22 protein-coding genes are annotated in these 26,667 nt (G+C 62.7%); 7 read left to right on the forward strand and 15 right to left on the reverse strand.

Features of this window, described 5'->3' with window-relative positions:
- Nucleotides 1–119: 119 nt before the first annotated feature.
- The 7 genes from LB545_RS27880 to LB545_RS27910 all read right to left on the reverse strand — a co-directional run bounded on the left by LB545_RS27880 (nucleotide 120) and on the right by LB545_RS27910 (nucleotide 10,267).
- The gene (locus tag LB545_RS27880) at nucleotides 120–1,316 is read right to left on the reverse strand and encodes a CsgG/HfaB family protein (RefSeq protein WP_224706144.1); all 1,197 of its coding nucleotides are present in this window, start codon (nucleotides 1,314–1,316) and stop codon (nucleotides 120–122) included.
- 56 nt (nucleotides 1,317–1,372) lie between these two features.
- The gene (locus LB545_RS27885; protein ID WP_224706145.1) at nucleotides 1,373–1,954 is read right to left on the reverse strand and encodes a curli assembly protein CsgF; all 582 of its coding nucleotides are present in this window, start codon (nucleotides 1,952–1,954) and stop codon (nucleotides 1,373–1,375) included.
- Between the two features lie 183 nt (nucleotides 1,955–2,137).
- On the reverse strand, nucleotides 2,138–4,318 hold the full coding sequence (locus tag LB545_RS27890; protein ID WP_224706146.1) for a beta strand repeat-containing protein: 2,181 nt from the start codon (nucleotides 4,316–4,318) through the stop codon (nucleotides 2,138–2,140).
- Nucleotides 4,319–4,393: 75 nt separating this feature from the next.
- Nucleotides 4,394–6,559 (reverse strand): beta strand repeat-containing protein, encoded by a 2,166-nt coding sequence (locus LB545_RS27895; protein WP_140897461.1) that lies wholly within the window; start codon nucleotides 6,557–6,559, stop codon nucleotides 4,394–4,396.
- Between the two features lie 224 nt (nucleotides 6,560–6,783).
- Nucleotides 6,784–7,782, reverse strand: coding sequence for a TRAP transporter substrate-binding protein (locus LB545_RS27900; RefSeq protein ID WP_140525785.1), 999 nt, complete (start codon nucleotides 7,780–7,782; stop codon nucleotides 6,784–6,786).
- Nucleotides 7,783–8,088: 306 nt separating this feature from the next.
- On the reverse strand, nucleotides 8,089–9,060 hold the full coding sequence (locus tag LB545_RS27905; RefSeq protein WP_140500993.1) for a cupin domain-containing protein: 972 nt from the start codon (nucleotides 9,058–9,060) through the stop codon (nucleotides 8,089–8,091).
- 262 nt (nucleotides 9,061–9,322) lie between these two features.
- Nucleotides 9,323–10,267 carry a 2-hydroxyacid dehydrogenase gene (locus LB545_RS27910; RefSeq protein ID WP_224519200.1) on the reverse strand — a complete coding sequence of 315 codons (945 nt, stop codon included), beginning with the start codon at nucleotides 10,265–10,267 and terminating at the stop codon, nucleotides 9,323–9,325.
- 470 nt (nucleotides 10,268–10,737) lie between these two features.
- Between LB545_RS27910 and LB545_RS27915 the strand changes: the two genes are divergently transcribed.
- The gene (locus LB545_RS27915) at nucleotides 10,738–11,865 is read left to right on the forward strand and encodes an iron-containing alcohol dehydrogenase (protein WP_181171818.1); all 1,128 of its coding nucleotides are present in this window, start codon (nucleotides 10,738–10,740) and stop codon (nucleotides 11,863–11,865) included.
- A gap of 40 nt (nucleotides 11,866–11,905) precedes the next feature.
- On the forward strand, nucleotides 11,906–12,652 hold the full coding sequence (locus LB545_RS27920) for an SDR family oxidoreductase (protein WP_140500991.1): 747 nt from the start codon (nucleotides 11,906–11,908) through the stop codon (nucleotides 12,650–12,652).
- Nucleotides 12,653–12,737: 85 nt separating this feature from the next.
- On the opposite strand, the gene LB545_RS27925 is transcribed toward LB545_RS27920, so the two are convergent.
- The 6 genes from LB545_RS27925 to LB545_RS27950 form a co-directional block, all read right to left on the reverse strand.
- A complete protein-coding gene (locus LB545_RS27925; RefSeq protein ID WP_181167615.1) occupies nucleotides 12,738–13,616 on the reverse strand; it encodes a type II secretion system protein GspK in 879 nt (292 codons plus the stop codon).
- Between the two features lie 103 nt (nucleotides 13,617–13,719).
- Complete coding sequence (locus LB545_RS27930; protein WP_140500987.1) at nucleotides 13,720–14,280, reverse strand: prepilin peptidase; 561 nt, start codon at nucleotides 14,278–14,280, stop codon at nucleotides 13,720–13,722.
- Nucleotides 14,277–16,421, reverse strand: a complete 2,145-nt coding sequence (gene gspD / locus LB545_RS27935) for a type II secretion system secretin GspD (protein WP_224519202.1) — start codon at nucleotides 16,419–16,421, stop codon at nucleotides 14,277–14,279. Before gspD ends, LB545_RS27930 begins: the two co-directional genes overlap by 4 nt.
- 381 nt (nucleotides 16,422–16,802) lie before the next feature.
- Complete coding sequence (locus LB545_RS27940; RefSeq protein WP_140500983.1) at nucleotides 16,803–18,080, reverse strand: TRAP transporter large permease; 1,278 nt, start codon at nucleotides 18,078–18,080, stop codon at nucleotides 16,803–16,805.
- On the reverse strand, nucleotides 18,077–18,622 hold the full coding sequence (locus LB545_RS27945) for a TRAP transporter small permease (protein WP_224706147.1): 546 nt from the start codon (nucleotides 18,620–18,622) through the stop codon (nucleotides 18,077–18,079). Before LB545_RS27945 ends, LB545_RS27940 begins: the two co-directional genes overlap by 4 nt.
- A gap of 213 nt (nucleotides 18,623–18,835) precedes the next feature.
- Nucleotides 18,836–19,126 carry a DUF1330 domain-containing protein gene (locus tag LB545_RS27950; RefSeq protein ID WP_140500979.1) on the reverse strand — a complete coding sequence of 97 codons (291 nt, stop codon included), beginning with the start codon at nucleotides 19,124–19,126 and terminating at the stop codon, nucleotides 18,836–18,838.
- A gap of 211 nt (nucleotides 19,127–19,337) precedes the next feature.
- Here LB545_RS27950 and LB545_RS27955 point away from each other — a divergent pair, with 211 nt between their 5' ends.
- On the forward strand, nucleotides 19,338–20,147 hold the full coding sequence (locus LB545_RS27955) for an IclR family transcriptional regulator (protein ID WP_140500977.1): 810 nt from the start codon (nucleotides 19,338–19,340) through the stop codon (nucleotides 20,145–20,147).
- 129 nt (nucleotides 20,148–20,276) lie between these two features.
- Here the strand turns inward: LB545_RS27955 and LB545_RS27960 are convergent, their stop codons facing one another.
- Nucleotides 20,277–20,501, reverse strand: a complete 225-nt coding sequence (locus tag LB545_RS27960; protein WP_140500975.1) for a hypothetical protein — start codon at nucleotides 20,499–20,501, stop codon at nucleotides 20,277–20,279.
- Between the two features lie 606 nt (nucleotides 20,502–21,107).
- Here LB545_RS27960 and LB545_RS27965 point away from each other — a divergent pair.
- The 4 genes from LB545_RS27965 to LB545_RS27980 are packed head-to-tail and all read left to right on the forward strand — an operon-like array spanning nucleotide 21,108 to nucleotide 24,388.
- Nucleotides 21,108–21,689, forward strand: coding sequence for a DUF2796 domain-containing protein (locus LB545_RS27965; protein ID WP_140672522.1), 582 nt, complete (start codon nucleotides 21,108–21,110; stop codon nucleotides 21,687–21,689).
- Between the two features lies 1 nt (nucleotide 21,690).
- Nucleotides 21,691–22,413, forward strand: coding sequence for an ABC transporter ATP-binding protein (locus LB545_RS27970; RefSeq protein ID WP_140672523.1), 723 nt, complete (start codon nucleotides 21,691–21,693; stop codon nucleotides 22,411–22,413).
- 47 nt (nucleotides 22,414–22,460) lie between these two features.
- Entirely contained in the window at nucleotides 22,461–23,666 is a 1,206-nt protein-coding gene (locus LB545_RS27975) for an ABC transporter permease (RefSeq protein WP_224706148.1), read from the forward strand.
- A complete protein-coding gene (locus tag LB545_RS27980) occupies nucleotides 23,663–24,388 on the forward strand; it encodes a DUF3299 domain-containing protein (protein WP_140633879.1) in 726 nt (241 codons plus the stop codon). Before LB545_RS27975 ends, LB545_RS27980 begins: the two co-directional genes overlap by 4 nt.
- Before the next feature lie 67 nt (nucleotides 24,389–24,455).
- Here the strand turns inward: LB545_RS27980 and LB545_RS27985 are convergent, their stop codons facing one another.
- A complete protein-coding gene (locus LB545_RS27985) occupies nucleotides 24,456–26,195 on the reverse strand; it encodes a GspE/PulE family protein (RefSeq protein ID WP_224706149.1) in 1,740 nt (579 codons plus the stop codon).
- Between the last annotated feature and the right edge of the window lie 472 nt (nucleotides 26,196–26,667).

The following is a 26,667-nucleotide window of genomic DNA, read 5'->3' on the forward strand; positions in this document are numbered from 1 at the left end:
ACCAGCCTGAGGCGCCACGCCACCGAACTGGTTGCTGTCGCCGTGCACCGACGCCAGGAGGGTAAGCGCCGCGCCGCCCTTTGCGTTGGAGAACGGATTGAGAGGGTCCATGAGCATCGTCAACGCACCGGCGCTATCGAGGCCACATAGTCACGTTGCCGGGCCGCCTTCGGAGTCGCGGCAGGGTTTGGCGCCGTCGCCGCGCCGGCGACCGCAGGCGAAGCCTCGGGAACGGCCACGCCCGGCTCAAGCGAGCCGACGGTTTCGTCCGGCGCTGCGGGAGGCGGAGCCACGGGAACGGGCGCGCCCGGCGGCGGAGCCGCCAGGGCCGGAGTCGTGCGTCGCGGCGCAGCCGCCGCGCGCGGCCATGCGGCTGTCGTCTCGACGACGTCCGCGGCGTTGCGTGTCTTGGGCGGCGGCACGATTTCAGCGGCCGCGGTCAGCTTGGTGCCATACTTCTCGTTGCGGTAGTCGGCTATCAGCTCGCGTCCTGCATCCCGGTCCTCGAACGACCAGACACCGAGTTCGGCGCCCTCGATGATCATACCCATCACCGCCTTCTCGATGGCCTGCTGCACGGCGATCTGCTTGGGCTCGTTCTGGGTGACGCCCGCCTCAGCCTCGAGGATCTTGTCCAGGGCGACATAGCGGAATGCACCGCCCTGCAGCGCGTAGGAGGCGATCATCTTGTGAACCGCCACGCTGGACAGCACCTCTCCCGTGTTCGTCGAAACGGCCCGCAATGTGACGGTCACAGTGTCCTGCTGCCACTTCACATCGCCGCCGATGCCCAGGTGGCGCGCGCCGATGCCGCCCGTCATGGTGTTGGTGTCGTAACCGGTGATTCCGCCCTGGAGGATGATGCCCGCATGATCGAGCGGCGGCAGGACCCGCGCGTCGATACGCTGCTCGTTGCGGTAGAGCCGCCGCATCTCGGTGACGATCTGCCGTTCCTTGAGCAGGTCGTCAAGGCGGGCACGGTCGAGCACGGTGAACCAGCGCTTCTCGCCAGCATCCTGCAAGGCCTTGATCAGCATGGGCGCACCGCCCTGGGTGACAGCCCGCGACAGAGTCTGGACGTTCTCGCGTTCCTTGTACTGGCCGGTGAGATCGGGGAAATCGTAGACGGCGACGGTAATTCGCTTCGAGGGGGCCGGGATGGTGCGCAGGCTGTGGCTCTGCTTCGTCACAGGCGTATAAACAGGCTGCAGAACGCCTTCGGTCGGCACCGCCTGGCATCCGCCAAGCACTGACACGAGTGCGCCTACGACGGCGACCCTTGCGATCTTTGTCCCAAAGCGCCGGCTTTTCGGCATGTCGCCCTCCCGTGAGGCCGCTGCCCGCACTCGCACTGATCCATCCCGCATCGAAATCAATTGAGCCCCGGGCTGAGCGACGTGCTCGACGTCAGGTCGCCGCTCAGGGCGCCGGTGTTCAATCCGCCGGACAGAGCGTTGCCCGACTCCAGGCCACCAGCGCCCTGCATGAGGGAATTCACGGTGTTGTTTGTCGCGACCAGCAGGGGCACCACGATCTCGGTGACGCCGGTCGGGTCAGTGATGATCAGCCGGATCGAATCGACGGTCCGCTCGAAGGTGACGGTCGTCTCACCGAAACGGACCGTACCCGAGTCCTGGGGATTGTCACCGAAGATCGCCTCGGTAACCTGACTCGCGAGCCCCGAAAGCAGGCGGCTCTGGAGCTGGCGGATGAAGAGGTCCGCGTCGGTGGAGCCCGGATCGCTCGGATCCGTCGAATCCGTGCCTGGGCCTGGCGTGTGGGCCGTGGCCGTACGCTGGGCGTTGGCGAGGCCGAGCAGGTGAGACGAATTCAGCGGGCTGCCGCCGAAGGAGGGGTTGACCGGAGTGTAAACCATATCCTGAGCGACCGAACTGCCCGCGGCAGCCAGAACAACGCCAGCGGTCAGAAGCGCCGCACAAGCAGTCTTCATCATCTCATCTCCCCCCCACAACTTGCGAATGAAAAACGCCATAACGGCGTTTCTTGCAAACACTTCCAGGCACCGTTTCCGCCACCCTGCCGCTTTTCCCCAACGTACATGACAGGATCGCTATTGCGCCTGCGCCCGGCCTCACTGCGCTTTTACGGGACGTGCTGACGGGGCCGCCCGGCAACCCTACTGCGAGACGCCGATGCTGTTTGAGCTGCCGATCTGGCTGAACGATGCATAGTTGCTGTTCCCCGCCTGGACGATCGCGACCTCGTTGCCGGTTCCCATGACCGACCCGTCGATCGTGTTGCCGCCGCCGATCTGGGCGAAGGCGAACTCGTTCAGATTGCCGACGACGTCATAGGTCAGGCTGTTGCCCGACAGCGCCGAGGACGAGTCCTGAAGCGCCCTGCCCGCCACGAGTTGACCGCCAGACGTGCTGACCAGCAATCCCGCGGCGCCGGTCAGGCTGCCACTGCCGTTCGAGTCCCCCTGGAAGGTCATGCTGACCGTATTGAAGCTGCCGTTCTGGTCGATCGCTACATCGTTCTGGTCGCCGAACATGTCGACAGAGCCGGTATTCACGTCTCCTGTCTGACTCAGCGTGACCTCGTTGGCATTGCCGTTCGCCAGCGCCACCGCGTCGTTGAAGGTGCCGTCCTGATCGACGTCGAACTGGTTGCCGTCCCCGTAGATCTCGATGAGCGCGCTGTTGATGGCGCCGTCCTGGGCGAGCGTTGCGCCGTTGAGGTTTCCGGTGACGACCATCCCGCCCGTATTGCTGCCCTCCTGGTCGACCGCCACGTCGTTCTGGTCGCCCTGGATGTCGACTGTCGCTTCGTTGGAGCCGGCCGCGCCGAGTTGATCGACGACAAGGTTGTTGCTGTTTCCATCGACGCGGATCCCGGCTTCATTACCGAAGGAGGAGATGGCTTCCTGGTCGAGCGAAACGACGTTGAGGTTTCCGGTGACGAACACCTCGCCCGTATTGCTGCCGTCCTGGTCCACCGCCACGGCGTTCTCGTCGCCGAGAATGTCGACGGTCCCGTAGTTGCTGCCGATCACGCCCAGCTGGTCGAGCGAAATCGTGTTGGCGTTCCCGTCGACGTCGATCTCGCCGACATTGCCGAACGAAGCGAGGCTGTCCTGGTTCAGGACCACCGCATTGTCGTCGCTGCTCCCGGCGGTCCGGGATCCGATCAGGACCTCGCCGAGATTGGCGATTCCGATCTGGCTCAGTGTAAGTTCGTTGGAGTTGCCGTTCGCAAACGCCAGCGCCTCGTTTGCCTCGCCAATCTGGGCAATGCCGAACTGGTTGCTGTCTCCGCGGATCTCGAGTTCGGCGCTGTTGACGTCGCCTTCCTGCGATACCGCGACCTGATTGGCATTTCCGTCCACAGTGCCGACGATCCGGTTACCCAGCCCGTCCTGGACGAAGCCGAACAGGTTGCCGTCGCCGGTCGCGACATAGCTCAGGTCGTTGCCTTCCCCGGTCTGGCGAATGCGCGACTGGGAGATCCCCACGCCCAGCGCCACCCCGGTGAAGACGCCGGACGTCACCCCGTTGCCGGCACCCGAGAAGGTCAGCCTCGCGGTGTTGTCCAGGGTGCCGGTGTTGGTCTGGCTCAGCTCGCGAATCTGGTTGCCATTGCCGCCGCCCTGGGTCACCGACGCGACGTTCGTGCCGCCGCTCGAGGCGCTGTTGATCTGCGTCGCCGTGTAGACGAGCTGGGAATTGCCAGTCTGGTTGACGGTCAGCTGGTTGCCGAAGCCGGTCTGGTGCGCGCCACTGCCGTCATTGCGCGGGCCGCTGCTGGTGTTGCCCACGCGCGAAGACTGGCCGGTCTGGGCGATGGTGACGTCGTTGGAACCGTCCGCGGCGCCGCCGGTGAAGGTCTGCCGCAAGTTGGAGACGCGTGCCGACCAGCCGCCGTTCTGGGTGATCGTTGCGTTGTTGGAAGAGGTCGTCGCAGACGTGCCGCCATTCTGCTGCACCTCGAAGACGGCCTGGTTGGCACCCGTCTGATCGATTCGCAGATAGTTGGAGTTTCCGATCTGGTCGATGCCAAGACCCGCCTGGTCGCCCGGCGCTCCTGCCCGGTTGATCTGGTTGCGCGGCGGGCTGTTCACGTTCGAGTCATGCGTCTGGTTGATGATCAGCTCGTTGTCGGTGCCGTCCTGCCGGATTCGCTGCGTCGTGTGTCCGGCTCTGTTGCCGACGGCTGAACCGTTCGACTGGCCCTGGACGATGGAGGCCGAGTTACCGTCGCCGATCTGGTCGATATAGGCCTCGTTCTCGCCTGCGAGTGCCGCCCCCATGAGAAGTCCGACCGCCGTGGTGGTCGCAAGTGTCAGCTTGAATGTCATCGTGTAACCCCTGTCACGCGGTTGAATGTTGCTCGAAGACGGCGGCCGGGCGGCTTCCCGCCCGGCCGATAGTGCTTACTGCGAGACTGAGAGGCTGTTCGAGCCGCCACCGTTCTGGGTGAACGACGTCACGTTGTTCGACCCGTTCTGCAACACGGCGACCTGGTTTCCATCGGATGCGCCGGCGTTGCCGACGAGGCCGGTGATGGAGTTGCCGCCACCGATCTGAGCAAAGGCGAACTGGTTCAGATTGCCGATGGCCTCATAGGTCAGGCTGTTCCCCGTCAGGGCCGAGGACGAGTCCTGAAGAGCCCTGCCCGCCACGAGGAGGCCGCCCGAACTGCCGGCCAGAGCTCCCGCAACGCCAGTCAAGCCGTTGGCGCCGTTCGTGTCACCCTGGAAGGTGATGAGGGCCGTGTTGAAGCTGCCAATCTGGCTGATCAGCGCTTCGTTGCCATTGCCGGTCGCCAGAGCCAGCGCATCGTTCAACGTGCCGGACTGGACCACGGCCAGCTCGTTGCTGTCTCCGAGGATCTCGATCTGCCCGTTGTTGAAGTCGGCGGTCTGGTCGAGCGATGCGGTGTTGAGGTTTCCGACCACCGACACCAAGCCCTCGTTCCTGCCGACCTGGTCGACCGTCACCTGGTTCGTGTCGCCGAAGACGTCGACGAGCACGTTGTTGCCGTAATCGAGACTGGTCACGCCGAGCTGGTCGACGGAAATCGTGTTGGTGTTTCCATCGACGAGAATCTCGGCTTGATTGCCGAGCGAGGCGCCGCTGTCCTGGTTCAGAGCCACGACATTGTCGTCGCTGCCGCCGTTCCGGTCGCCGATCAGGATCTGGCCGATATTGGTGCCTCCTGTCTGGCTCATCGTGACGTCGTTGGCGTTGCCGGTCGCCCGCGCCGTCGCCTCGTTGTAATCGCCGGACTGGTCACCGTCGAACTCGTTGTCGTGCCCGATGATCTCGAGCAGCGCGCTGTTGACGGCTCCGTCCTGGTCCAGCGTTGCGTCGTTGGCGTTTCCTACGACGTACACGTCGCCCTGATTGCTGCCGTTCTGGTCGACAGCCACGTCGTTGTCGTCGCCCTGGATGTCGACGCCCGCATCATTGTAGCCGGTCGCGCCGAGCTGATCGACCGACACCGTGTTGCCGTTTCCGTCGACCAGGATCTCGGCGTCATTGCCGAACGAGGAGCCGGTGTCCTGGTTCAGGACCACCAGGTTCTCGTCGCTGGCGCCGTCCCGGTCTCCGATCGCGATCCGACCGATATTCGCGTCGCCCGTCTGGCCCACCGCGAACTCGTTGGCGTTGCCGGTCGCCCGAGCCACCGCGTCGTTCCCCGAGCCGGACTGGTCGATGCCGAACTGGTTGCCGTCACCGAGAATGTCGAGCAGCAGGCTGTTGCCGTTGCCTTCCTGCTTGATCAGGCCCTGCGTCACCGAGGACGAGGTGGTGACGAAGGTGCCGAAGCCGGTCGTGCCGTTCGAGTTGCCGACCTGCGACGCGTCCGCGGTGTTGCCATCGCCGACCTGCGATCCGTCGATCGCGTTGCCGTCGCCGTCCTGGCTCATGGCCGTCGCATTGCCCTGACCGTCCTGGACCGAGGCGCCGATGCGGTTGCCTGCCCCGGTCTGACTCAGGTTGGCGTCGTTGCCGCCGCCGGTCTGCGTGACTCCGCCGCTGACGGAGTCAGCGTTGCCGGTGCCGATGATGTTGCCGCCGGCGCCTTCGCTGGTCTGGGTGATCGCCACAGTGTTGGCAGCACCCGAGACATGCGTCTGTGCGATGCCGGTGACGGTGGAGAGCCCATCCACCGGCTCGCCCGAAGCGGTCTGCTGGGTGACGGTCGCGCTGTTGAGCGTCCCCGAGCCGCTTGCGCTGCCCTGGTTGATCTGGTTGACGCGGTTGCCGTCGGAAAGCTGGTCGATGACCAGCACATTGCCGTCGCCGGTCTGGTCGAGGCCGGTGCCGCGGGTACCCACCTGGTTGCGGTTGCCGGCCTGCCCGACGTCGAGGCTGTTGCCCGAGCCGTTCTGGCTGGCCGCGTCGGTCGCGGTGCCGACTTCGTTCTCGTCGCCGGGACCCTGCACCACCATGCCGGTGTTGCCGCCGCCCGTCTGCGAGACGTTAGCGAAGTTGTCGTCGGCCCAGGCCGGCGCAGACACCAGCGCCATCGCCGTCGCGGCCAGAAGTGTCGAAGCGAAACGTTTGGATGAGAGTAGTGCGGTCTTCTTCATTTTGGTTATCCCCAACTAGAGGTTTGAGAGATATCGATGCCGGTCGCGCCCGGATGCCGGAAGCCGGATTGGAGCGCGGGGACACCGTCAATTTGTTGAACCTTGGCGTCTGCAACGTGTCCTAAGCCGCGCACACTGCTTGCGGCTTCAAACTGAATAGACGCACCATGCTTCTGCAAATGGACGCCGGAGCAGGCGAACCTGGCTCCGGCGTCATAAGACCTCTACGGCTTGGCAACTGCCGCCATAGCGGCGCGCGCCTGCTCGACCAGATCGACGCCGATCTTTTCGCTGTACTCTTTCACGACAGGCGCAACGCGTTCGGTCATGGCTGCGAGCGCTTCAGGCGTGGGTTGGGAAATCTCGAAGCCCTTCGCCGCGAGCTCCGCCTCCAATTTCCCTGCCTCCTTGCGAGAAAGATCCCGTTGGAAGGCTGCCGATTCCTTCGCAGCTTCCATGACGGCTGCCTTGTCCTCCTCGGAGAGGCTGCCAAACCATTTCTGGCTCGCGAGAAGAACAAACGGCGTATAGACATGGCCCGTCTTGGTCAGATACTTCTGCACCTCATAGAACCTTGCGGTGTAGATAAGAGCGTACGGCGTCTCCTGGGCATCGACGGCGCCATTTTCGAGCGCGCTGTACAGCTCAGGCCAAGGAAGCGGCGTCGGATTGGTTCCCAAAGCCGTCCAGGTCGCAATGAACAACGGGTTGGGTATGACGCGGATGTTGATCCCTGCCATATCGTCCACCGTTTTGACGGGACGAACCTTGTTGGTCATGTGGCGGAAGCCGTTGTCCCACCACGCCAGACCGACGATGCCGGTCTTTTCCTTCAGCTGTGCAAACAGCTGCTCGCCGACCGCGCCGTCCATGACGGCATCGACCGCGGCGAAGTCCTTGTAGAAAAACGGAAGATCGTAGATCATGAATTGCGGAACGACGCCGACCAGGTTGGGCGTGGGGCCAACCATGATATCGATGAAGCCGGCCTGAACCGACGCCTGCATCTCGGGCTCGCTGCCGAGCACGCCATTTCCGAACGTGTCGATCTTGATGCGCCCGCCCGTCTTCTCTTCCACCAGCTTCGCAAAATAGCGCGAAGCCTGTCCGACCGGATGGTCTTCCGTAGGCACGTAGCCCAGGCGCGGGTTCTGAGCCATGGCCGGAGCGGCGGCCAAGAGCCCTCCCAGCAGCGCCGCAGTCAGAAACAATACTTTCTTCATAGTTCAACCTCCCAAGAATTGGTTCAAAGGAACCAGAATGCAGGAACTGCAACCACTAAGGAACAGGACCGGCGGTACGAGAATGGCCTATTCGGCCAAGACTAACGATATGGCGTCCCTGGCTGCTGAAGCGGACGGTACGCCGCTTCTGCTACGGCGCCGACGAGCCTCCGACGGGCGGTGTGATCAATTCTACGGCCACGATGAACGCGCCCCCGCGAATACACCCCGGCCGATGCTCCCCCGCGCCAAAGTCAGGTCAGACCAACGGCCCGCCCTCACGATGAGGACGGGCCACCGGCAACATCAATCAAGCCATCCCTTGCCCGAGATCGGGGGCATCGGTGGGTTGGGCTGGCTGGCAGTCGGCGGCCAGTTATGCGTACCGGTCGGGAAGGGATTGATGGCAATCCGCGTGTCACTCCCCGGACAATAGTTCGCCGCCGAGTGCCACCGGCCGGCCGGGACATAGACAATGTCGCCGGCCTCCGAGACGAAGCCCGGCAGGCCTTCGAGGTTGTATTGGATCTGACCTTCCATGATGAACCAGAATTCACCATAGTTGATGTGCCTGTGTCCGAGCGCCGTGGGGGACTGCATATTGCAGTTGAACGCCTGGCCGCGGATGGCGTTAACGAACAAGCCAGGGGCGGTTACGAACGCGCCGCCCGAGGGCGAAGCAAGGAAATCCCTGAAAGTAGAATTGCCCGTCCCAAGGGCTTCTGCACCCGGATCCTGTCGCGTCAACGCCCAGGTCATCCCCGGCTGCGGCTTAGGCAAGGTTGCCGCCGCCTGCGGGTAAGTGATCTTGGCGTCCGCGGTGAAGACCTCGAAGTGCAAGGACGGCACCGCGCCGACGTTCTTCATCTGGAACTGCGTACGCGCGGGAACCTGGACCATAAAGCCTTTGGTGGCCGTAAACGGCGCCTCGCTCCCGATCGTGAACTCGACCGAACCTTCCCAGACAATGAAGGCCGCGCGGGTATCCGATATGAACATGGCCGGCGACTGATCACCGACCGCCAACTGAACCCATGAAGCCCGCAGGTGCGCGTCGCTGACGATCTCCTGGTGCCAAGTCTTGGACTGATTGGCGGGAGAAATCTTGGCGCGCACGTCGGCTATCGTCGTGTGTGGCTTGTTCGGGGCCTTGTATGGTGCCAGCGCCACCGGCTTTGGCGTCCAGGTGAACACCGTCTGTGCGAGCGCCGCGGTGGACGATACCGCCCCGATCGCCAGCGCGGCCACCACGGCCAATCCGCCTTTCCATAGGTTCATGAGAGTCACTCCTCCGTTTTCTGCTTGACCGATGGTGACACCGCGAATCTGACCGAAACCCCAAGCATCGACCGATCAGAAAAATCCACAATGTGGACGCGATGTCCAACAATGCATATTGGGCAGACTATTAATGGGTTGTCAACGCCTCACCGCGGCGCTTCAGGGCCTGTCGATCGGATGCTTGCCTGTTGGGTTAACGTGCATGGATCATAACGTCCGCTGACAGTGCAGGAGGCCTCGGCGGCTGATCGGAGGCTGTCTAGGGTACGGGTGTGATCGCCGCTCCACTCTGGAACCAGGCGATCACGTTCTGGGCCACGAGGTCCGCCATTGCGGTGCGCGTACTGACCGACGCGGACCCGATATGCGGCAGGATCGTCAGGTTATCGAGCGCCAGCAGGTCTTCGGAGACATTGGGTTCATCCGCGAGCACGTCGAGGCCGGCCGCCGCAATGGCTCCTGTGCGCAGGGCGCCGATCAGTGCATCCTCGTCCACGACGGTTCCGCGGCCTACATTGATGAACACGCCCTCGGGCCCGAGGGCGGACAGCACCTCGGCATTCACGCTGTTTGCGGTCGACGGGTCGCCCGGCACGATGGAGATGAGCACATCGACGGCACTGGCAAGTTCCAGCAGTGAAGGAAAGTAATCATACGCGACCCCCTCCGCCGGGCGCCGGCTGTGATAGGCAACAGGAAGCCCAAACGCTTCAACTCGTCGGGCGATGCAGCGACCGATCCGCCCCATTCCGTAGATGCCGACCCTGCGGTTCCGCAGTGTCAGACGGCTAAGCGGGTAGTCCGATGCTTTCCAGTGGCCCCCGCGAACGAAGGCTGCCGCCCTGGGTATCTCACGCACGACGCTGATAAGGAGCCCCAACGTGAGATCGGCGACCTCCTCGTTCAGGACATCAGGGGTGTTCGTGACGACGATATTCTTGCTTCGTGCGTAGGCAGCATCCACCGCGTCGTAGCCAACGCCGTAGCTGGCGATGATCTCAAGGTTGGGAAGGGCGTCTATGAACTGCCGATCGATTCTGGCGCGACAGGCCACGCCACGAATTGACGCCCGCACCTCCGGGGACAAACGGGCGTGAATGTCACAGTCAGGGGTTTCGACCAGGCTGAAATGCGTTCCGAGCATGCAGCGGGCATGCTCGTGCATCCAGCCTGGTATCAACACGGTGGCGGCGGGTTTCGACAAAGGCTTTCCTTCCGGTTCGGGGTGTCACTGCCGGCACGAATGGCCGCAGGTGAATCAGGGTTTTCGCACGGGAGGCCTTTGGATTGCGCAATGCGCCGATAGTGAGCCGCGGACTTGATTTAGCTTCGAGTTCGCGGCGGCTGGCCAGTTTCTCCAGCGCAATCGGCATGTCAGCGGTTCCTGTACCACGTCCTCCAAGGTCGCCATCGATGTGACCATAATGTGGTCAACCTGCCCAAAACTTTGATAGGGGCCCGCGACCTCTTTGTCAAGGCGGCGGGAACGCCGCAACCAAAAGGGGGAGCTTGACAAGTGTGCAGTTCCACCCAATGCTTGGGCATATTGTCCATATTATGGACGAAGCGATTCCAAAAAGGTCGCGCGTTCGCATTCACCGGCTGCACGAATGTGCCGAATGCCAGGCGGTGGCTGCAGCGATGCATGTGCGGAATGTCAAGGAGAGTGGCAGCGTGAACAACATAAACTACCTTACAAATATCAATTTCGGGCTTGGAGCGGCCGAGTCACTGGCAGAAATTTTGGGCGAACTCGGCGTGTCCCGCCCTTTGGTGATCAGCGATCACGGCATCAAATCCGCTGGTTTGCTTGAGCGTCCGGTATTCGAGTTCCTGAGAACAGCGCCGATCTTCCTGGACGTTCCCTCCAACCCGACTGAGAGCGCAGTTGCTGCCGGTCTCGCGCTATACAGGCAAGGCGGCTGCGATGGGGTAGTGGCGATTGGCGGAGGCTCTCCGATCGACCTGGCCAAGGGCGTGGCGCTGCTTGCCACGCACGATGGTGAACTTGAGCGTTATGCAGCGATCCTGGGCGGGGTGGCACGCATCACTGGCGCGGTAGCGCCGCTTGTGGCCATCCCGACAACGGCGGGTACGGGGTCCGAAGTTGGACGCGCGGCACTGATTACACTGGATGACGGCCGGAAGCTCGGATTTATCAGCCCGCACCTCATCCCGCGCAGGGCGATCTGTGACCCGGGGTTGACGATGGGGCTCCCCCCGGCTCTGACGGCCTCGACAGGGCTCGACGCACTGTCGCATTGTATCGAGACATATCTTTCCCCCCGCTATAATCCGCCTGCCGAGGCAATTGCCACCGACGGCTTCCAACGGATATGGAAGGCTTTGCCTGTCGCCTACGCAGACGGCGCGAACGCGGAGGCGCGGACCGAACTCATGATGGGTGCCCTCGAAGGGGGCATGACGTTTCAGAAGGGGCTTGGCGCCGTCCATGCGCTTAGCCATGCATTGGGCGGTCTCAAGGAGGCTAAGCTCCATCATGGGACGCTCAACGCCATCCTGATGCCGACCGTCCTTCGGTGGAACGTGGAAGTTCAAGCCGTGGCTCAGAAGGTCGACTACCTCGAGCGCCTGGCGGGACTTGAACATACAACGCTCGCAGATGCACTGGACGGGTTGAACCGTAGTCTTGGCATTACGCCCAGATTGTCCGAACTGGGGGTTCCCCGGCACGTCATCGATTGGGTGTGTGAGCGAGCCATTGCAGACCACAGCCATCCCACAAATCCACGTTCGCTGACCAAGGAAGACTACGCCGCGATCCTTGAGACCGTTTTCTAGGCTGCGAATGCCCTCAAAGGAGGAGCGAGGAGGTAATTCCGTGAGACCGATCGTGATCGTAACGGGCGCAAGCCACGGCATCGGTGCCGCAACGGCGCGGCTGTTCGCCGTTGAAGGCTACGATGTTTGCATAAACTATCTTTCGGACGCTGCCGCTGCATCCGAAGTCGTTGAGCACTGCAAGGCCGCAGGCGCCCGCGCCATCGCGGTACAGGGAGACGTGGGCAAGAGGGAGGACATCGAGGCCCTGTTCAGTGCCTGCGACGATGCACTGGGGCGAGTGACCTGCCTGGTCAATAATGCCGGGATCATTGGGAAAGCCTGCAGAATCGATGAGTTGCAGCCCGCGGTGCTGGAAAACACCTTCAGGACCAACGTCTTCGCCGTCATGTACTGTATACAGGAAGCCGCGAAACGCATGTCCAACCGCAAGGGCGGCAGAGGCGGGACGATTATCAACATGTCTTCGCTCGCCGCCTTCCTCGGCAGCCCGAACGAATATGTGCATTATGCCGCAAGCAAGGGTGCAGTGGAATCCATCTCCATCGGCGCGGGGAAAGAACTGGCGCCGGAGGGCATCCGTGTGAATGCCATACGTGTCGGGACCACCAACACGCGGATACACACACAAGGCGGAAACCCCGAGCGACCAGCCAGGATTGCGGCGGCAACCCCCATGGGGCGCATCGCGGAGCCTGAAGACATCGCGCGCGCGGCCCTGATGCTTGCGTCTCCTGGCGCGGGGTTCATGACAGGCACCCTGATCACGGTGTCCGGGGGGCTCTGATGCTCCGCGGTCGGGATATTCCGCTGGGAGTGCCAGGCTGGCCTGGCACTCCTGCTGAGACCGGTCGCGCCCCATCCACGGGCATTCATTCCAGCTCAATTGCCGCGCGACGCCAGTCAAGCACTCTGTAAGGTGCCTCGTCCGCGTTCGATACAAGTATCAATGCCTCGAAAGATTCGCTGTAGCCGGACCGCAGGGTCGTCCTGAGATCGACGCGCCAGCTCGGTGCCGGCTTCAGTGTGTTGAAGGTCACCCCCGCCAGCGACTGATCGAGTTGCTCGCGCGACAGACGGCCGGCGTGGAAATCCTTGATCGCCTTTCGCACCGACGGCGGCAGGCCAGGAATATCGCCCAGCAGTCCATCATCGAGCGCTTCCAGGCGAACGCCGGCCAATCCGGAGGAGACGGTGACATAGGGTTCGATGGCGATGGCCATGTCGGGCGTTATTCCCGGGAAGGCGGCCAATTCGGAGACCGTCTGAAACAGCTTTGTGTCGTTTCCAGCCTGCTGCGGAGCGGAACCGGCCGGCTGTCCGTTCGCCGGAGTCGGCCGGGCGCGGTGGCCGATGATCTTTGTCGCCAGATCCTCCGCGGTTCCGGGAGCGGCGCCGGCGGCTCGCAACGCGCCAACGATCAGCGGCCGCTCGGCGGTGTTGAGATCGATCCGCAATGCTTCATTTCTCGCAGAGATGGAAGCGACCCCGGCCGGCAGGGTGATCGTGGACGAAATCTGATCGCTCAGCTTGCCCACACTGTCGGGCGGGCCGGCGCGGATCTCGGCCGCGGCCTGCGACAGCCCGGCTTCCGCCAGAATGCGCGCCGACGCCTTGTCTTCCGTGACGCGCACACTGGCCACGACCCCGGTCATCTGCACGCGAAGTATGACGGCAAGGAATCCCAGAAAAATCATGATCCACAGGACGCTGACGAGGATTGCACCTCGCCGGGTCGTTGCCGAGTTCATGCCCACTGCCGCAAGACCCATTTCGGCCCCATGCTTCGCCACGAAAGGTGACGCCACGATCGCGTCGAAATCAAGACTTCGCTCCCCGGCTCAAGCAATGTGATCACCATGCGGCGGGCAGCCACGCCCAGATGATGACCAGTGCCGGCGCGAGGAACGTTCCGAACGGAACGCGCGCCGCGGCACGGAGCGGGCGGCGCAAGCGAACCGCGCGGATGATGCTGAAGATGAAAGCCGCGACCGAAGCAAGCAGGATCTGGGCGCCGACGCCGGCCAGCCCGGCCAAGACGGTGGATACACCGATCAGCTTGATGTCGCCGAAGCCTATGCCGTCGCGGCCGCGCAGCCTCCCATACGCGACGTCGAACAGACACAGCAGGAGCATCAGGACGCCCCCCGGCCCGATGCGCCAGGCCAGCGCGGCGAAATCGCTCGCCTCGAACCACCAGTCGGCGAGCGCGACGACCAAGATGCCGGCCGTGTAGCGGTCAGGAATGAGCAAAGACGCAAGATCATGGACCGCGATTGCCGCGGCCAGAAGGCATAGCGCAAGCGCCGAAGCGACGACGAATGCGGGGCTTCCGATGACAGCCGGCACGGTAGCGGCGGCGAGCGCGACTGCGACGGCGGCGGTAGACCGACGCCGCGCCCTCAGAATCTTCATTCGATCATCGTCTTGGCCGGCCGCCGAAGCGGCACGTTTCTGGATGGCTCGTTCATCAGCCGCAATTGCGACCGCATCTCCTCCGCCACATGTTGCGCATCCATGCCGTCCTTCATGACCTGAGGCCGGATCAGGATGATCAGCTCCGTCCGCGTCGCGGAGTTCTGGTTGCTCCGGAAGGCGTCGCCGATGACGGGCAGATCGCCAAGCACCGGCACACCGTCGCGGCCGCGCTGCTGGCGTTCGCTGATCAGTCCGCCGAGCATCACGGTCTGGCCGCTGGTGACCGATACGGTCGAGCTGACCTTTCGTTGCGATATGGTCGGCGTCAGGGACTGGGCCTGGCTGCGCTGGACCGAGCTGATCTCCTGTTCGATGACGAGGCTGATCGTGCCGTTCCCGGTGATCCGGGGCAGAACCTTCAGGATCACGCCGGTATCGCGGAACTCGACGTTGTTGACGACCGGCGCTTCGGGATCGGTGACGGACTGCGCGGTGCGGGTGACGATCGGTATTTCATCACCGACCTGCAGCAAGGCGGGTTTGTTGTCGAGCACCACTACCGAGGGCGAGGAAAGCACCTTGACCTCGGTAACGCCGCGCAGCGCATCGATGACAACGCGCGGCTCGGTGTCGGGGCCAAGCAGCAGGTTGAAGCCCGGAAGCGTTCGCGACAGCACGGCCTTGCTGGCTTCCTGGAACAGACCGACCGATCCGTGGTTGCCGCCCACGCCGATATCATTGGATTTCAGGAAGAACTGCACGCCATAGCGCAGCTCGTTGGTCAGGGTGACCTCGGCTATCGTCGCTTCGATAGCGACCTGCTCTTGCGGCCGGTCGAGTGCGGTGATCGCCTGTTCGATCAGCCGTTGCTGGTCGGGCCGCCCGTAGATGAGAATGGTGTTGTTTTCGGGGTTCGCGGCGATGCGCACGCCGCTTTGCGACCCACCACCGCCCGGGATAGGCTGGTCGGTTTCGCCAGCGGGGGCCGGCAGGCTATCCGCCATGCGCTGATCCGGCGTCGCAGTGGCCGCCTGCGAACCGTTTGCGCCCTGATTCTGGCCGTCAGCCTGCGAGCCGGGCGGAAACTGCGAGGCCGGGTCTTCTGAAGCCGACGATGCCGGGGCGCCGTTGAATATTTCGTTGACCATCGATGCAAGGCGCCGTGGCTCCAGGTGCTGGACCTTGTACACCCGCAAATTGGAGGCAGACGCGTCGATCCGGTCGAGCCGCTCGATCCAGCTCGCCGCGCGCTGCAACTGGTTGCGCGTCTTCGCCACCACCAGAATCGCATTGCTGCGCTCGATCGGCTCGACCCTGATCGTGTTGCGTCCGCGACCGCCCTCCCCGATGTCGAGCACGCGGGTCAGCTCGGGCATCATGGTGGCCGCGCTGGAATTGTTGACAGGGAAAATGCCGACTGACTGGTCGGCCAGCCAGTCCTGGTCGAAAGAGCGCGCTGCTTCGATCGCCGCAGTCCGCTCCGCCGCCGTCCCCTGGAAGATCAGCGCGTTGCGGCTGGGATCCTCGCGCACCATGCCGGGACGGGCGACGAAGTTTTCGAGCAGCGGCAGGATCGTGCTGGCGGAAACGTTTTTCAGGGGAAACACCGTGACGGCGTAGCCAGGCTGGATGGTGGTGCCCGGATCGAGTTGGGCGGCTCCGAACGCTTCGTTCGCAGGTATCAGCCGCAGACGGTCGCTTTCGCGCATCATGGCCACGCCGCTGCTGTGCAGCGCGGACTCGAACATGGTGAGGATTTCCGCGGCCGGCGTAGGCTTCGACGTCGTGATCGATACCTTGCCCGCGATTCTGGGGTCGAGCGAGTAGCTGATCCCCAGCACCTCGCCCAGCACCGTGCGGGCCGCGACTTTGATCTCGGCCTCCTCGAGGTTGACCTCGAACTTTTCGCCGCTCAGCCGCTCGAGCGACTTGCGCTCGCCGGCAGTCAGCTGCTGTTGGTATCCGTAGTATACTTCACCCTGCCGGTTGTTCTGCGTGCGGCCGAAGCCGAGCCTCGACAGAAAACCGCCGCCGGAAGGTTTGCGCGCACTCAAATCTGCGTTCGCGACCTTGTCCAGGGCATCCGGCCGCGCGGCAACGTCTCCAAGATAATCACCAGTGGAGGTACACGCGGCCACTACCGCCAAGAGGCAGGCCGCCGCGCCTCTGCGAACCCACACGGAACAGGCATTTGGGGCACTGCCTTGCCGACCTACGCTCACCTACACACCCAACCCAAGCCTACGCCCGGCGCCTCGGGAAAGTACCGTTCTATGACGCTTGAAAACCACAAGGCACGCTTTCTGCTTCCCGCTTGGACACCGTACACCTCGTCGACCTCGGTCAGCCCGAGGTAGGTGAAGAACTCGAACTTATGCCGCGATTCGACATGGACCTGCGCCAGCGGCTGCAACTCCTCCCGCGTCAGGGCCCCGCCGACGTCGTCGTTGAGGCCCTGCTCGCATGGGCGGCAAAGCCATCGTCGAATGTTCAGCCTAACTCCTCCACGGTTGGGATTCTCAATGGAACCAGCCCGCTGGCACGGTCACCAATGCCGGGAACAGAACCAGCAGCACGATGAGGACCATCTCGGCCAGAAGGAAAGGCCACACACCTCTCAGGGCCGACCCCATTGAAACTTTGCTGATTCCGCACACCGTGTTGAGGACAGTTCCGACAGGGGGCGTAATCATGCCGACCGCGGCGGTCATGATGAACATGACCCCAAAATAGATCGGGTCGATCCCGGCCGCCGTTACGAGCGGCATGAGGATGGGTACCAGTATGGTGATCGAAGGTGCGAAATCGAGCACCATGCCGATGACAAAGATCGCCAGAACGATCATGGCCATCAGCAGGATCGGCATATCGATGAAAGGACTGAGGAGAGTAACGAGCTGGGCGGGCAGACTGGCGATCGTCATCATGAAGCCGGTGACCACGGAGGCTGCCACCAGCAGCATGATTACTGCCGTCATTCGACCGGCGTCGAGCAGCGCGTCAAAGAGCAGCCGCGGCGTCAGCTCCCGATAAACAACCAGCCCCACGAACAGTGCATAGAAGGCTGCAACGACGCCGGCCTCCGTGGGGGTGAAGATGCCGAACCGCAGTCCGACCAGGATAATCACCGGCAGCATCAACGCCCAACCGGCGGTCAGAATGGCTTTCGGGATGTCCCTGCGCGGGAGTTTGGGCTGGACCGCCGACGTTTCCTTTCTGGAGACGATCCACCAAGTCACCACTAGGCTCAGCCCCATCAGGATCCCTGGCACGATTCCGGCGAGGAATAAGCCGACGATGGAAATGTTTGCGGTGACGCCCAGGATGATGAATCCGACAGAGGGCGGGATCACGGGGGCAATGATGCCCGTCGCCGCCATCAAGCCCGAGGCGCGACTCATGCTGTAGCCCGCATCGCGCATAAGAGGGATCAGCATGACGGCAAGCGTCGCCGTATCCGCGATTGCCGATCCGGAGAGGCTGGCCATCAGCAAGCCCGTGCCGATGACCACGTAACCGAGGCCGCCACGTATGTGACCGAAGAGCGCCAGGGCCACGTTCACGATGCGGCGGGAGAGGCCGCCGGCGTTCATGAGCTCGCCGGCAATGAGAAAGAACGGGATCGCCATCAGCGGATAGCTGTCAGCGCCATTGACCAGCCTCTGCGCCAGAATCTGTGCATCCAGATTTCCCATCAGCATCATCATCGCGACGCCCGACAGCATCAGGGCGAAGGCGATTGGAATCCCGATGCCCATTGCACCGAGGAGTGAACCTATGAAGACCAAGCCGCTCACGGTGTTTTCTCCGAAACTAGCGCGGGGGACACGGCCGGTGGCGGCACATCGATCTCTGCTCCCGACCACGGGGCGGGCAGGATGCCGCGCAGCGAGCGCCACAGATCAAGAAGGAGGATCAGAGCCATCATGATGGCAGCGGTAATACCCGCGGCGTAGATGGCCCCGACGGGAATTCCCGACAGTGCTTGGACGTTGCCCCATTCGATCACGGTGAGTGACCAGCTGCCTTGTGCCAGGAGCCAGCAGCACCAAAGCATCAAGCCATACGAAACAAGAAAGCAGACGAAGCGCGCCCTGCGAGGCAACCGGACCACCAATGAGTCGACGCCGAGATGCGCGCCCTTGGCTAGGGCCACCACGGATCCCATAAAGATGATCCAGACGAGGACCACACGGGAGACTTCAACGGCAAACGGAATGCCTGAGCTGAAGCCGTAGCGTAGCACGACATTTGTAAAGATTAGGATGCTGATGACGGCCATGCCGACGACGACGAAGACGTCAAAAGACTTGAAAAGCCACTGTAACGGCGTGGTCATGACTGCTCCCAAAAGGTTGTGCGCGCATGCATCGATCCTTGCGGCACTCTGACGAGAATCCGCAGACCGTGAGCAGGGAGCCTCCAGCATGCTGATGGGGTAGAAACACCCAATCGCGTGATGAAGGCCTGTCCTGCTCATCCGGTCGAACAGCGCAGGGGTAAAGCCAACGATCCCTCCAACCAGTAGGAGGTCCCGGGCGAGCTTCCGGTGTCAGACACCTTCCACCACGGCCAGATGTGCCTTGGCATGCTTCTCGCGGGCCTTGATCGCCGTCTGATACTCTGGAGAGTTGTAGCAGGCGAGAGCGGTCTCGTAGTCCCTGAACTCGATGACCGCCAGGCGGTTCGCGTGAGGGCCCTCCATGACCTGGCTCGTTCCCGCGCGAACGACGAAGGACGCCCCGTATTTGTCGAATGCTGCCTTGTTCAAGGCAATGTATTCTTTATAGCCCTCATGGTCCGCGATATCGACCATTGCAACCCAGTATCCTTTTTTGGTCATCTGCTTCCTCTCCCACAGAAATTCCCATACCCTCTCGCGGAAGATACGGACGTCCCGATGCATTCAAATTCGCCACAAGTGCGTTTGCCGTTGATCCTCCTCGATCACACGGCTAGAACCGAAACTACGACGCTGACTACAATATGGACAGCTTGTCCAAAAGCGTGTAGTACCACCATGTTTCGTTGTCAAGCTTGCAAGGAGATGCGCCATGGGCCTAAGTGAGCTCCAGGACGAAGCCGATGAGAGAGCTTCTACTCACGTGCAGGGAGCGGCCTCGTTCTCGAAGTTCATCACGGTGCTGCAGATCATCGCGGATGCCCCTGGAACCTTGGACATTGCCCAACTGACAAAGTGCGCGCCATTTCCCCGGGGGACGGTCTACCGTCTCGTTTCGGCGCTCACGGCGGAGGGACTCATCACACAGTCGGGAGAGGGTGGAACGTTCCGCTTGGGGCCGCGCCTCCTCCAGCTTGCTGCCAAGACCTGGGAGGACTCCGACTTGCGGACGATCGCCAGGGATTTTCTGGTTTCGCTCCGCGACGCAACCGATGAGGCGGTTCACCTTGCGGTGCCCAGCAACAACCGGATGGTCTACATAGACAAGTTGGTGGGCTCCAGCAGGGTTCAGATGAAAACCAGCATTGGCGGCCAGGTTGAACTTCACTCGACATCCGTGGGTAAGGCGTGGCTGTCTGGTCTGCCAGACCAGCGGCTGTTGGAAGTCATCAAGAGCCTGGATCTGAGACGCCATACCGCCAAGACGTTCACGACACCCGAAGCGCTGTTCGATGAGTTGAAGCGGACGCGCGAGCAAGGGTTCGCGTTCGATGACGAGGAGAACGAACCGGATATCCGCTGTCTCGGCAGCCCGATCTTCAATCGTTCGGGGGAACCGATCGGAGCGGTCAGCATCAGCATGCCGGTGTACCGGCACGACGCTCGGCGCCACGAGCTCTGCGCAAGGCTGGTGCGTCAAACGGCGAAACAGATCAGTGGCGAATTGTCCAGGATGGTGTAGCGCCGGGCGCGCCACCGCGTCCATCGCCACCATCGACGTACCGCTTTAACGGCATCGCTATCATTCGACGCTGAGGAAGATGGCTGATCCAACAGCACCGAAACAGCCTTGGGGGCCGTTCAAGCCAGGTCAGTCCGGAACCCGGCAGGCAGGCCCGAAGGGGCCCACAACAAGCTCGTTGAAGCATGCCTCGAAGACATGCTCGCGGATTGGGAGGCCAACGTGCCAGCAGCCATTGGCAAGAAGCGAGAGAAAAAGCCAGACGCACACCTCGAAATCGCCGCTTCGATCCTGCCGCGAGACTTGCCGCACCAGATCGACAAGCGGCAGCCCTTCGTCAATGCCTTCGCCCACCGCTACAACCGTCACAGGCCACACGACGCTCTCGACGAATCAACTGAGCCGAGTATCTCAAGACCTTCAGCGGCGCGCCCCGCAGGCCTCCTCACATGTCTTGAACCAGGACATCCTCCAGGATGACACCAAGCGAACTCACTGTGCCGGAATGGCTGCGACGATCTCAGGCGATAGCCTGGGTGACATTGCTTGGCATGCTCTTCCATATCGCATTTGCTTTCGGACACATCGATGGCCCGACGCATAGAAACGGCTTGCTCTTATCCAGCTTCGAGCGGTCGCTCGCAGGATCCGGAGAAGGGCCCGCGTCGGGGCACCACGACGACAAGTCCCAGGGCCGTTGTGAGATATGCATCATCGGCTCCATGGGAGCCGCACTGCCGGCGCCTGCGGCAGTTCATGTCCTTTCCGAGCTCACCTTCTACACGATCGACTGGGTCGCGACTGCGGCGCGCCCGGACACCATAGAACTCTCTTCACACTACGATATCCGCGGCCCTCCGCGAGCTTGAATGGATGGCTGAACTGCCGCTTCTCGCGGTCGCGCCACGCGCCGAAACTTGTGATGGCGGCTAATGACCATATCGATCTGGAGAGACAGAGATGGGATTGCATCACCACACCGGGACGTTGTTTGCCGCTGGCATGTTTATTGTTATTTCGACGGCGCACGCAGAAGAAGATCGTCGAGAGCTTGGACCGCATGTCCATGGACACGGGACATTGGCGATCGCTTTCGAGGCCAACAATGTCCAGATGGAGCTCGCTGCCCCCGGCATGGATATTGTCGGGTTTGAGCACGAAGCTGAAACCGCAGAGCAGAAGAGCGCCGTCGAGACCGCGCTCGCCGACCTTAAGGAACCCTTGAAGCTCTTCGCGTTGCCCGACTCCGCGGGGTGCACCGTCACCTCCGCCGACGTCAAAGTCGTCGCGGAAGAACATGAGGACCACCATACTAAGGTGGAGGCTGGTGAGGCCGCGGGTTCTGAAGAGCACGAGGCCCATCACACCGAGTTCCGAGCAACTTATGCTCTCGCCTGCGTGGATACCGCCCAGGCGTCGTGGCTCGACTTTCCCTTCTTCGATCGCTTCGCCGGATCCGGGAAACTCGGCGTGACGGTCGTCGATGCCAATGGACAGACCGCATTCGAGGTGTCCCGCGAGGCGCGCTACCTGGAGAGATGAGATGAACGCGGAAGCCGCGACAGACGCCGTGCGCTTGCACGGCGTCGAATACAGGTGGAACGCGCGAGACCCGTTTTGCCTCTCAATCGGCGAGTTCGAAGTTTCCCGCGGCGAACGTCTTCTGCTGCTTGGCGCATCCGGTAGCGGAAAATCGACGCTCCTCAGCTTGCTGACAGGCATCGCGTTGGCGCAAGCTGGGCGCTTGGAAGTCCTCGGGCAACGGCTTGACGAATTGAGCGGCAGCGGGCGCGATCGGTTTCGGGCGGAACATTTTGGCATCATCTTTCAGATGTTCAATCTTCTTCCCTACGGCGCCGTCATCGACAATGTGCTGTTACCGCTCAGCTTCGCACCGGAACGTCGCGCCCGCGCAAATGCCGCGGGAGGCGCGGAGAGCGAAGCCCGGCGCCTCTTGTCGGCCCTGGGACTTCCGGCGGATATCGGGCAGCAGACGGCGGCCACCCTGAGCGTCGGTCAGCAGCAACGCGTCGCGACGGCGCGGGCGCTCATCGGCTCCCCCGATATTGTTGTCGCCGACGAGCCTACATCGGCTCTCGACGACGATCGGCAGCAGGATTTTCTCGACCTGCTGTTCGGCCAGATCGAGGCCACAAAGGCAACTCTGATCATGGTCAGTCACGACCGCCGCTTGGCGCAGCATTTCACGCGGGCGATCCAGCTCAACGACATCCTTACAACGTCGAAAAGCCGAGCCCGGGCATGATTGTCGCACGTCTCGCTCTGCAATCGCTGCGCAACCGCTGGATCACGGTGTTGCTGACGATCCTTTCGATCTCCGTCAGCGTCATGCTTCTGCTCGGTGTCGAGAAAGTCCGCAGTGGCGCGCGAGACAGCTTTGCCGGGACCGTGTCTGGTGCGGATCTGGTCATTGGCGCCCGATCGGGTGCCATGCAGCTCCTTCTCTACTCGGTGTTCCGCATTGGCAACGCGACCAACAATGTCACCTGGCGCAGCTACGAAGACATCGTTTCGCGCCCGCAGGTAGCCTGGGCAATTCCGCTTTCACTTGGCGACAGCCATCGCGGCTTTCGCGTCATCGGGACGACTCCGGATTACTTCGAGCACTTCCAATATCGCGGCGGCCAGGCCTTGACGTTTGCTGCAGGCGCACCCTTTGACGACCTGTTCGATGTCGTCCTCGGCTCGGATGTTGCGAGCCGGCTTGGCTATTCCATCGGCGACAAGATCACTGTCGCGCACGGTGCGGGCTCGCTTGGGCCGCAGCATGACGACCTCCCGTTTCGCGTGTCCGGCATACTGGCACGTACCGGCACGCCGGTGGACAAATCCCTCCATGTCAGTCTCAAGGCTATCGAGGCCATTCATGTCGACTGGCGGTCCGGTTCACGGATCCCGGGACAAGTTACACCGGCCGACCGTCTGCGGCAGATGACCATTGCTCCGAAGGCGGTAACCGCCGCGATCATCGGCTTGAAGTCGCGCCTGCAAGTCATCGGGTTCCAGCGCGGCGTGAACGAGTACAGGGCCGAGCCTCTTTCGGCTGTGCTGCCGGGGGTCGCCTTGCAGGAGATGTGGGGACTGGTCGCCACCGCCGAGACCGCATTGCTTGGCGTCTCCGCGATGGTCGTGGTGACCTCGATGCTCGGCTTGTCGGCAATGATCCTGTCGACGCTCAACGAGCGACGGCGTGAGATCGCGATATTGCGCTCGCTGGGGGCAAGACCCGGCACGGTTGCAGGCCTTCTTGTCGGAGAGGCTACCTTGCTGACGGTGGCGGGAATCGCAGTCGGTACGGCGGCACTTTATGCGGTCCTGGTGGTGGCCCGCCCGCTTGTTGACAGACAGTTCGGCGTCGACATCGGCATTCAGCCTCCGTCCACGACCGATGCCCTGTTGTTGTTGGCAATATTGATCGGCGGGATGGCCGCCGGGTTCCTGCCGGCCTGTCGCGCCTACAGGATGTCACTCGCAGATGGCATGATGGTGAGAACATGAAGACTTCCGGATTCCTCGGCAACACGAGATCGATGTTGTGCTGCATCGCTCTCATCCTGGCCGTTTTGGGCGCGGGCTGCGGCGCGGCATTCAGCGAGGCCGCAACCCAGCTGAAATGGGAGATGCTGATCCCGCCGACAGAACCGCTGGCAAATTTCCCGGACGCACTTCCTTTTGAGCAGCAGGAGGCCCTGAGAAATGTCCTATACTGGAAAGGTCACCCGTCGGGCGAGTTGAGCGAAGAGTTTGCCCTTCAGCGCGACGAAGCCAAAAAAAGGGTCGACGCCGACAGGGAAAAACTCGCAACGCAAGGCGTCGATCTTGATAAGCTTTACGAACGATACGTGACCTGGGCTACGGAGATCGGGAGGCGTGGAACGCTTACCGAGAAGAAGTTGGACGGCGAGCGGGTAGCCATCGCCGGCTATCTGCTGCCCCTGGATTTTGATCCGAACGGTACGACGGAGTTCCTGCTGGTCCCCTATTTCGGTGCGTGCATCCATGAGCCGCCACCGCCGCCGAACCAGGTGATCTACTTGAAATCCACTGCTCCGTACGCGCCTGCGGCCCTGTTCGAGGGCGTGATGATAACCGGCACGATGCGCGTGCAGTCCGAAAGGAAAGACCTCTCCTTTGTGGACGGTTCAAGCGAAGTTGCTTCGGGCTACGTCCTGGAGGGCGACAGCATCGAGCCCTATCAAGGCGAGGGTGGCGGGCAATAGTCCCGCGGAGGCAATGCCAACCGCCAGTCCGCTGGTCGGAGGCAGGCGCGTCCGTGGATGGATGCGCTCAGCGAAACCCGGTGACCCTGAGCACCTCCGCCGGCGAGGTGAGACCTTGCCCTGCCTTCCTGGCACCGTCATGCGCCATCGTGCTCATGCCCCGCTCCAGCGCGAGCGCTTCGATCCTGGAGTGGTCTGCCCCTTGTGAAGCGAGCTCGATGATAGCCTCATCGAGAACCAGGATCTCGAACACGGCGATGCGGCCTCGATACCCCGTGCCGTTGCAACGGCCGCAGCCCACTGCGTTGAACACTTTCTGGCCCTGGGAGAACCCGACGGCCTGGTAACGCGAGTCGGAGGAGAAAGTCTCGGCCGGAAGAATTCCTTCCTGCTTGCAGTGATCGCAGAGCCGCCGCAACAGGCGCTGGGAGATGATGCCGCGTACGGCGCCGACCAGCAGATAGGTCTCGACACCCAGGTCGCGCATACGGGTGAAGGCCGCCGCCGCGGTGTTCGCGTGGACCGTGGTGAGAACGAGGTGTCCGGTGAGCGCTGCCTGGACGGCGGCCCGTGCCGTCTCGCCGTCGCGTATCTCGCCGACCAGGATCACGTCGGGGTCCTGTCGCACGAACGTCCGGATCGCGGATGAGAAGGTGATGCCGATCGCCGAGTTGATCTGCGACTGCACGATGCCGGGGATCTGGTACTCGACGGGATCCTCGATGGTCACGATCTTGCGGCCCGGATCGTTTAGCTTCGAGAGCGCGGCGGCGAGCGTCGTCGTCTTGCCGCTGCCGGTCGGGCCGGCGACGGCGATCATTCCGTGGGTGTGCTCAAGGAGCCGGTTCAGCGTCTGCCGTTCCTGGTCATCCAGGCCCACGCCCGCGAAATCGAGCAGGACGCTGTCGCGGTGCAGGATGCGCATGACGACGGTCTCGCCATGGATGGAGGAGAGGGTGGCAACGCGCAGTTCGACTTCGCGGTCGCCGATGGGAAGGCGCATCGCACCATCCTGAGGCTTGCGGCGCTCGGTGATGTCGAGGCCGGCGAGAACCTTGATTCGCGACACGATCGCATCGCCCATTTCGTGCGGCGGCGGAGGCATGATCCGCAAGACGCCGTCGATACGGAAACGCATCACGAGCCGTCCGCGCATCGGTTCGAGGTGGATGTCGGTTGCCCTCAGGTCGAGCGCGCGCCGGAAGATGTCGTCGACGACAACCACAACCGGCGCGCCGCTCGCGAGATCCCGCAGGCTTGCGATAGCCGCTTCGGAGGTTGCTCCTTCGCCGGTGGCCTGGGCAACGTCCTGGGTGCCGGAAAGACGTTCCAAGCAGGATTCCAGGTCGGGTGCGGGAACCACGCAGACCTCGACGTCACCGTCGAGAACGGATCGCAGCGCCTCTATCGGGTCTGCGTCTCCAGGGTGGAGAACCCCTATGACGGCGCTCCCGTCAGGCGCCGTGAGCGGCGCGATCCAGTTCTCCACAAGAAATCGGTTTGAGAGATTCTGCGCGACGGGCCTGTAGTCGGCGAGTTGGTGCCGGTCGAGAAGCCGCACGCCATAATAGGACGACAGGAAGCCTGCGAGGGCATCGGCGTCGACGATCTGCGCTTCGATCAGGCGGTGCAGGTCGGAGGCTCGCGAGGCCGTGCTCTCACCGAAAAGGCCCCGCGTAGCCTCGCGGCTCGCCAGTCCGGCACCGGCCATGGACGACAAGAGCGAGTGTAAGTCTGTAAGCTGTGGGTTCATTGAACGTACCTGTCGCACTTGACCCTTGAGCACAATGGACGCCGGCTTGCGCATGCCGAATCCGTCTGTCGGTTTAGTCCGCAGAGCGGTCTGCCTGACGTACGATTCCGGACCCGGCGGTTCCCCGGAAAGCTGCGCCAGACCAGAAGGCTGTGCGGTATGGGTGTCAAGAGCCCGTGCCCCTTCTACTCCCACCAGACGGTGAACCGGGTGCCACACGAGGTAGCGATTGAGAATCTTTCGCTACACCCACATATCGCCGCCAATATTGCGGAACCCCACTCGACCAAGGCAAGCGTCACGCCCGCCAGCAGCTGGTGGGAAATCGTCATGACCCATGCGACCGTGACGATCGTAGCCGAGGGCCGCAGACTGCGCCGCGTTGGAATGAGCAGGCTTGGAGTGGCTGGAGCCCTTCCCGCTTCATCGCCTTGCCGGGCGTATCAATCTCAGTGATCCATGGCCTTGACGATTTCCTCGGTCATCTTCTTGGCGTCGCCGAGCAGCATCATGGTGCCGTCCTTGT

Source organism: Mesorhizobium sp. BR1-1-6 (assembly GCF_020165355.1).
GTDB lineage: Bacteria > Pseudomonadota > Alphaproteobacteria > Rhizobiales > Rhizobiaceae > Mesorhizobium.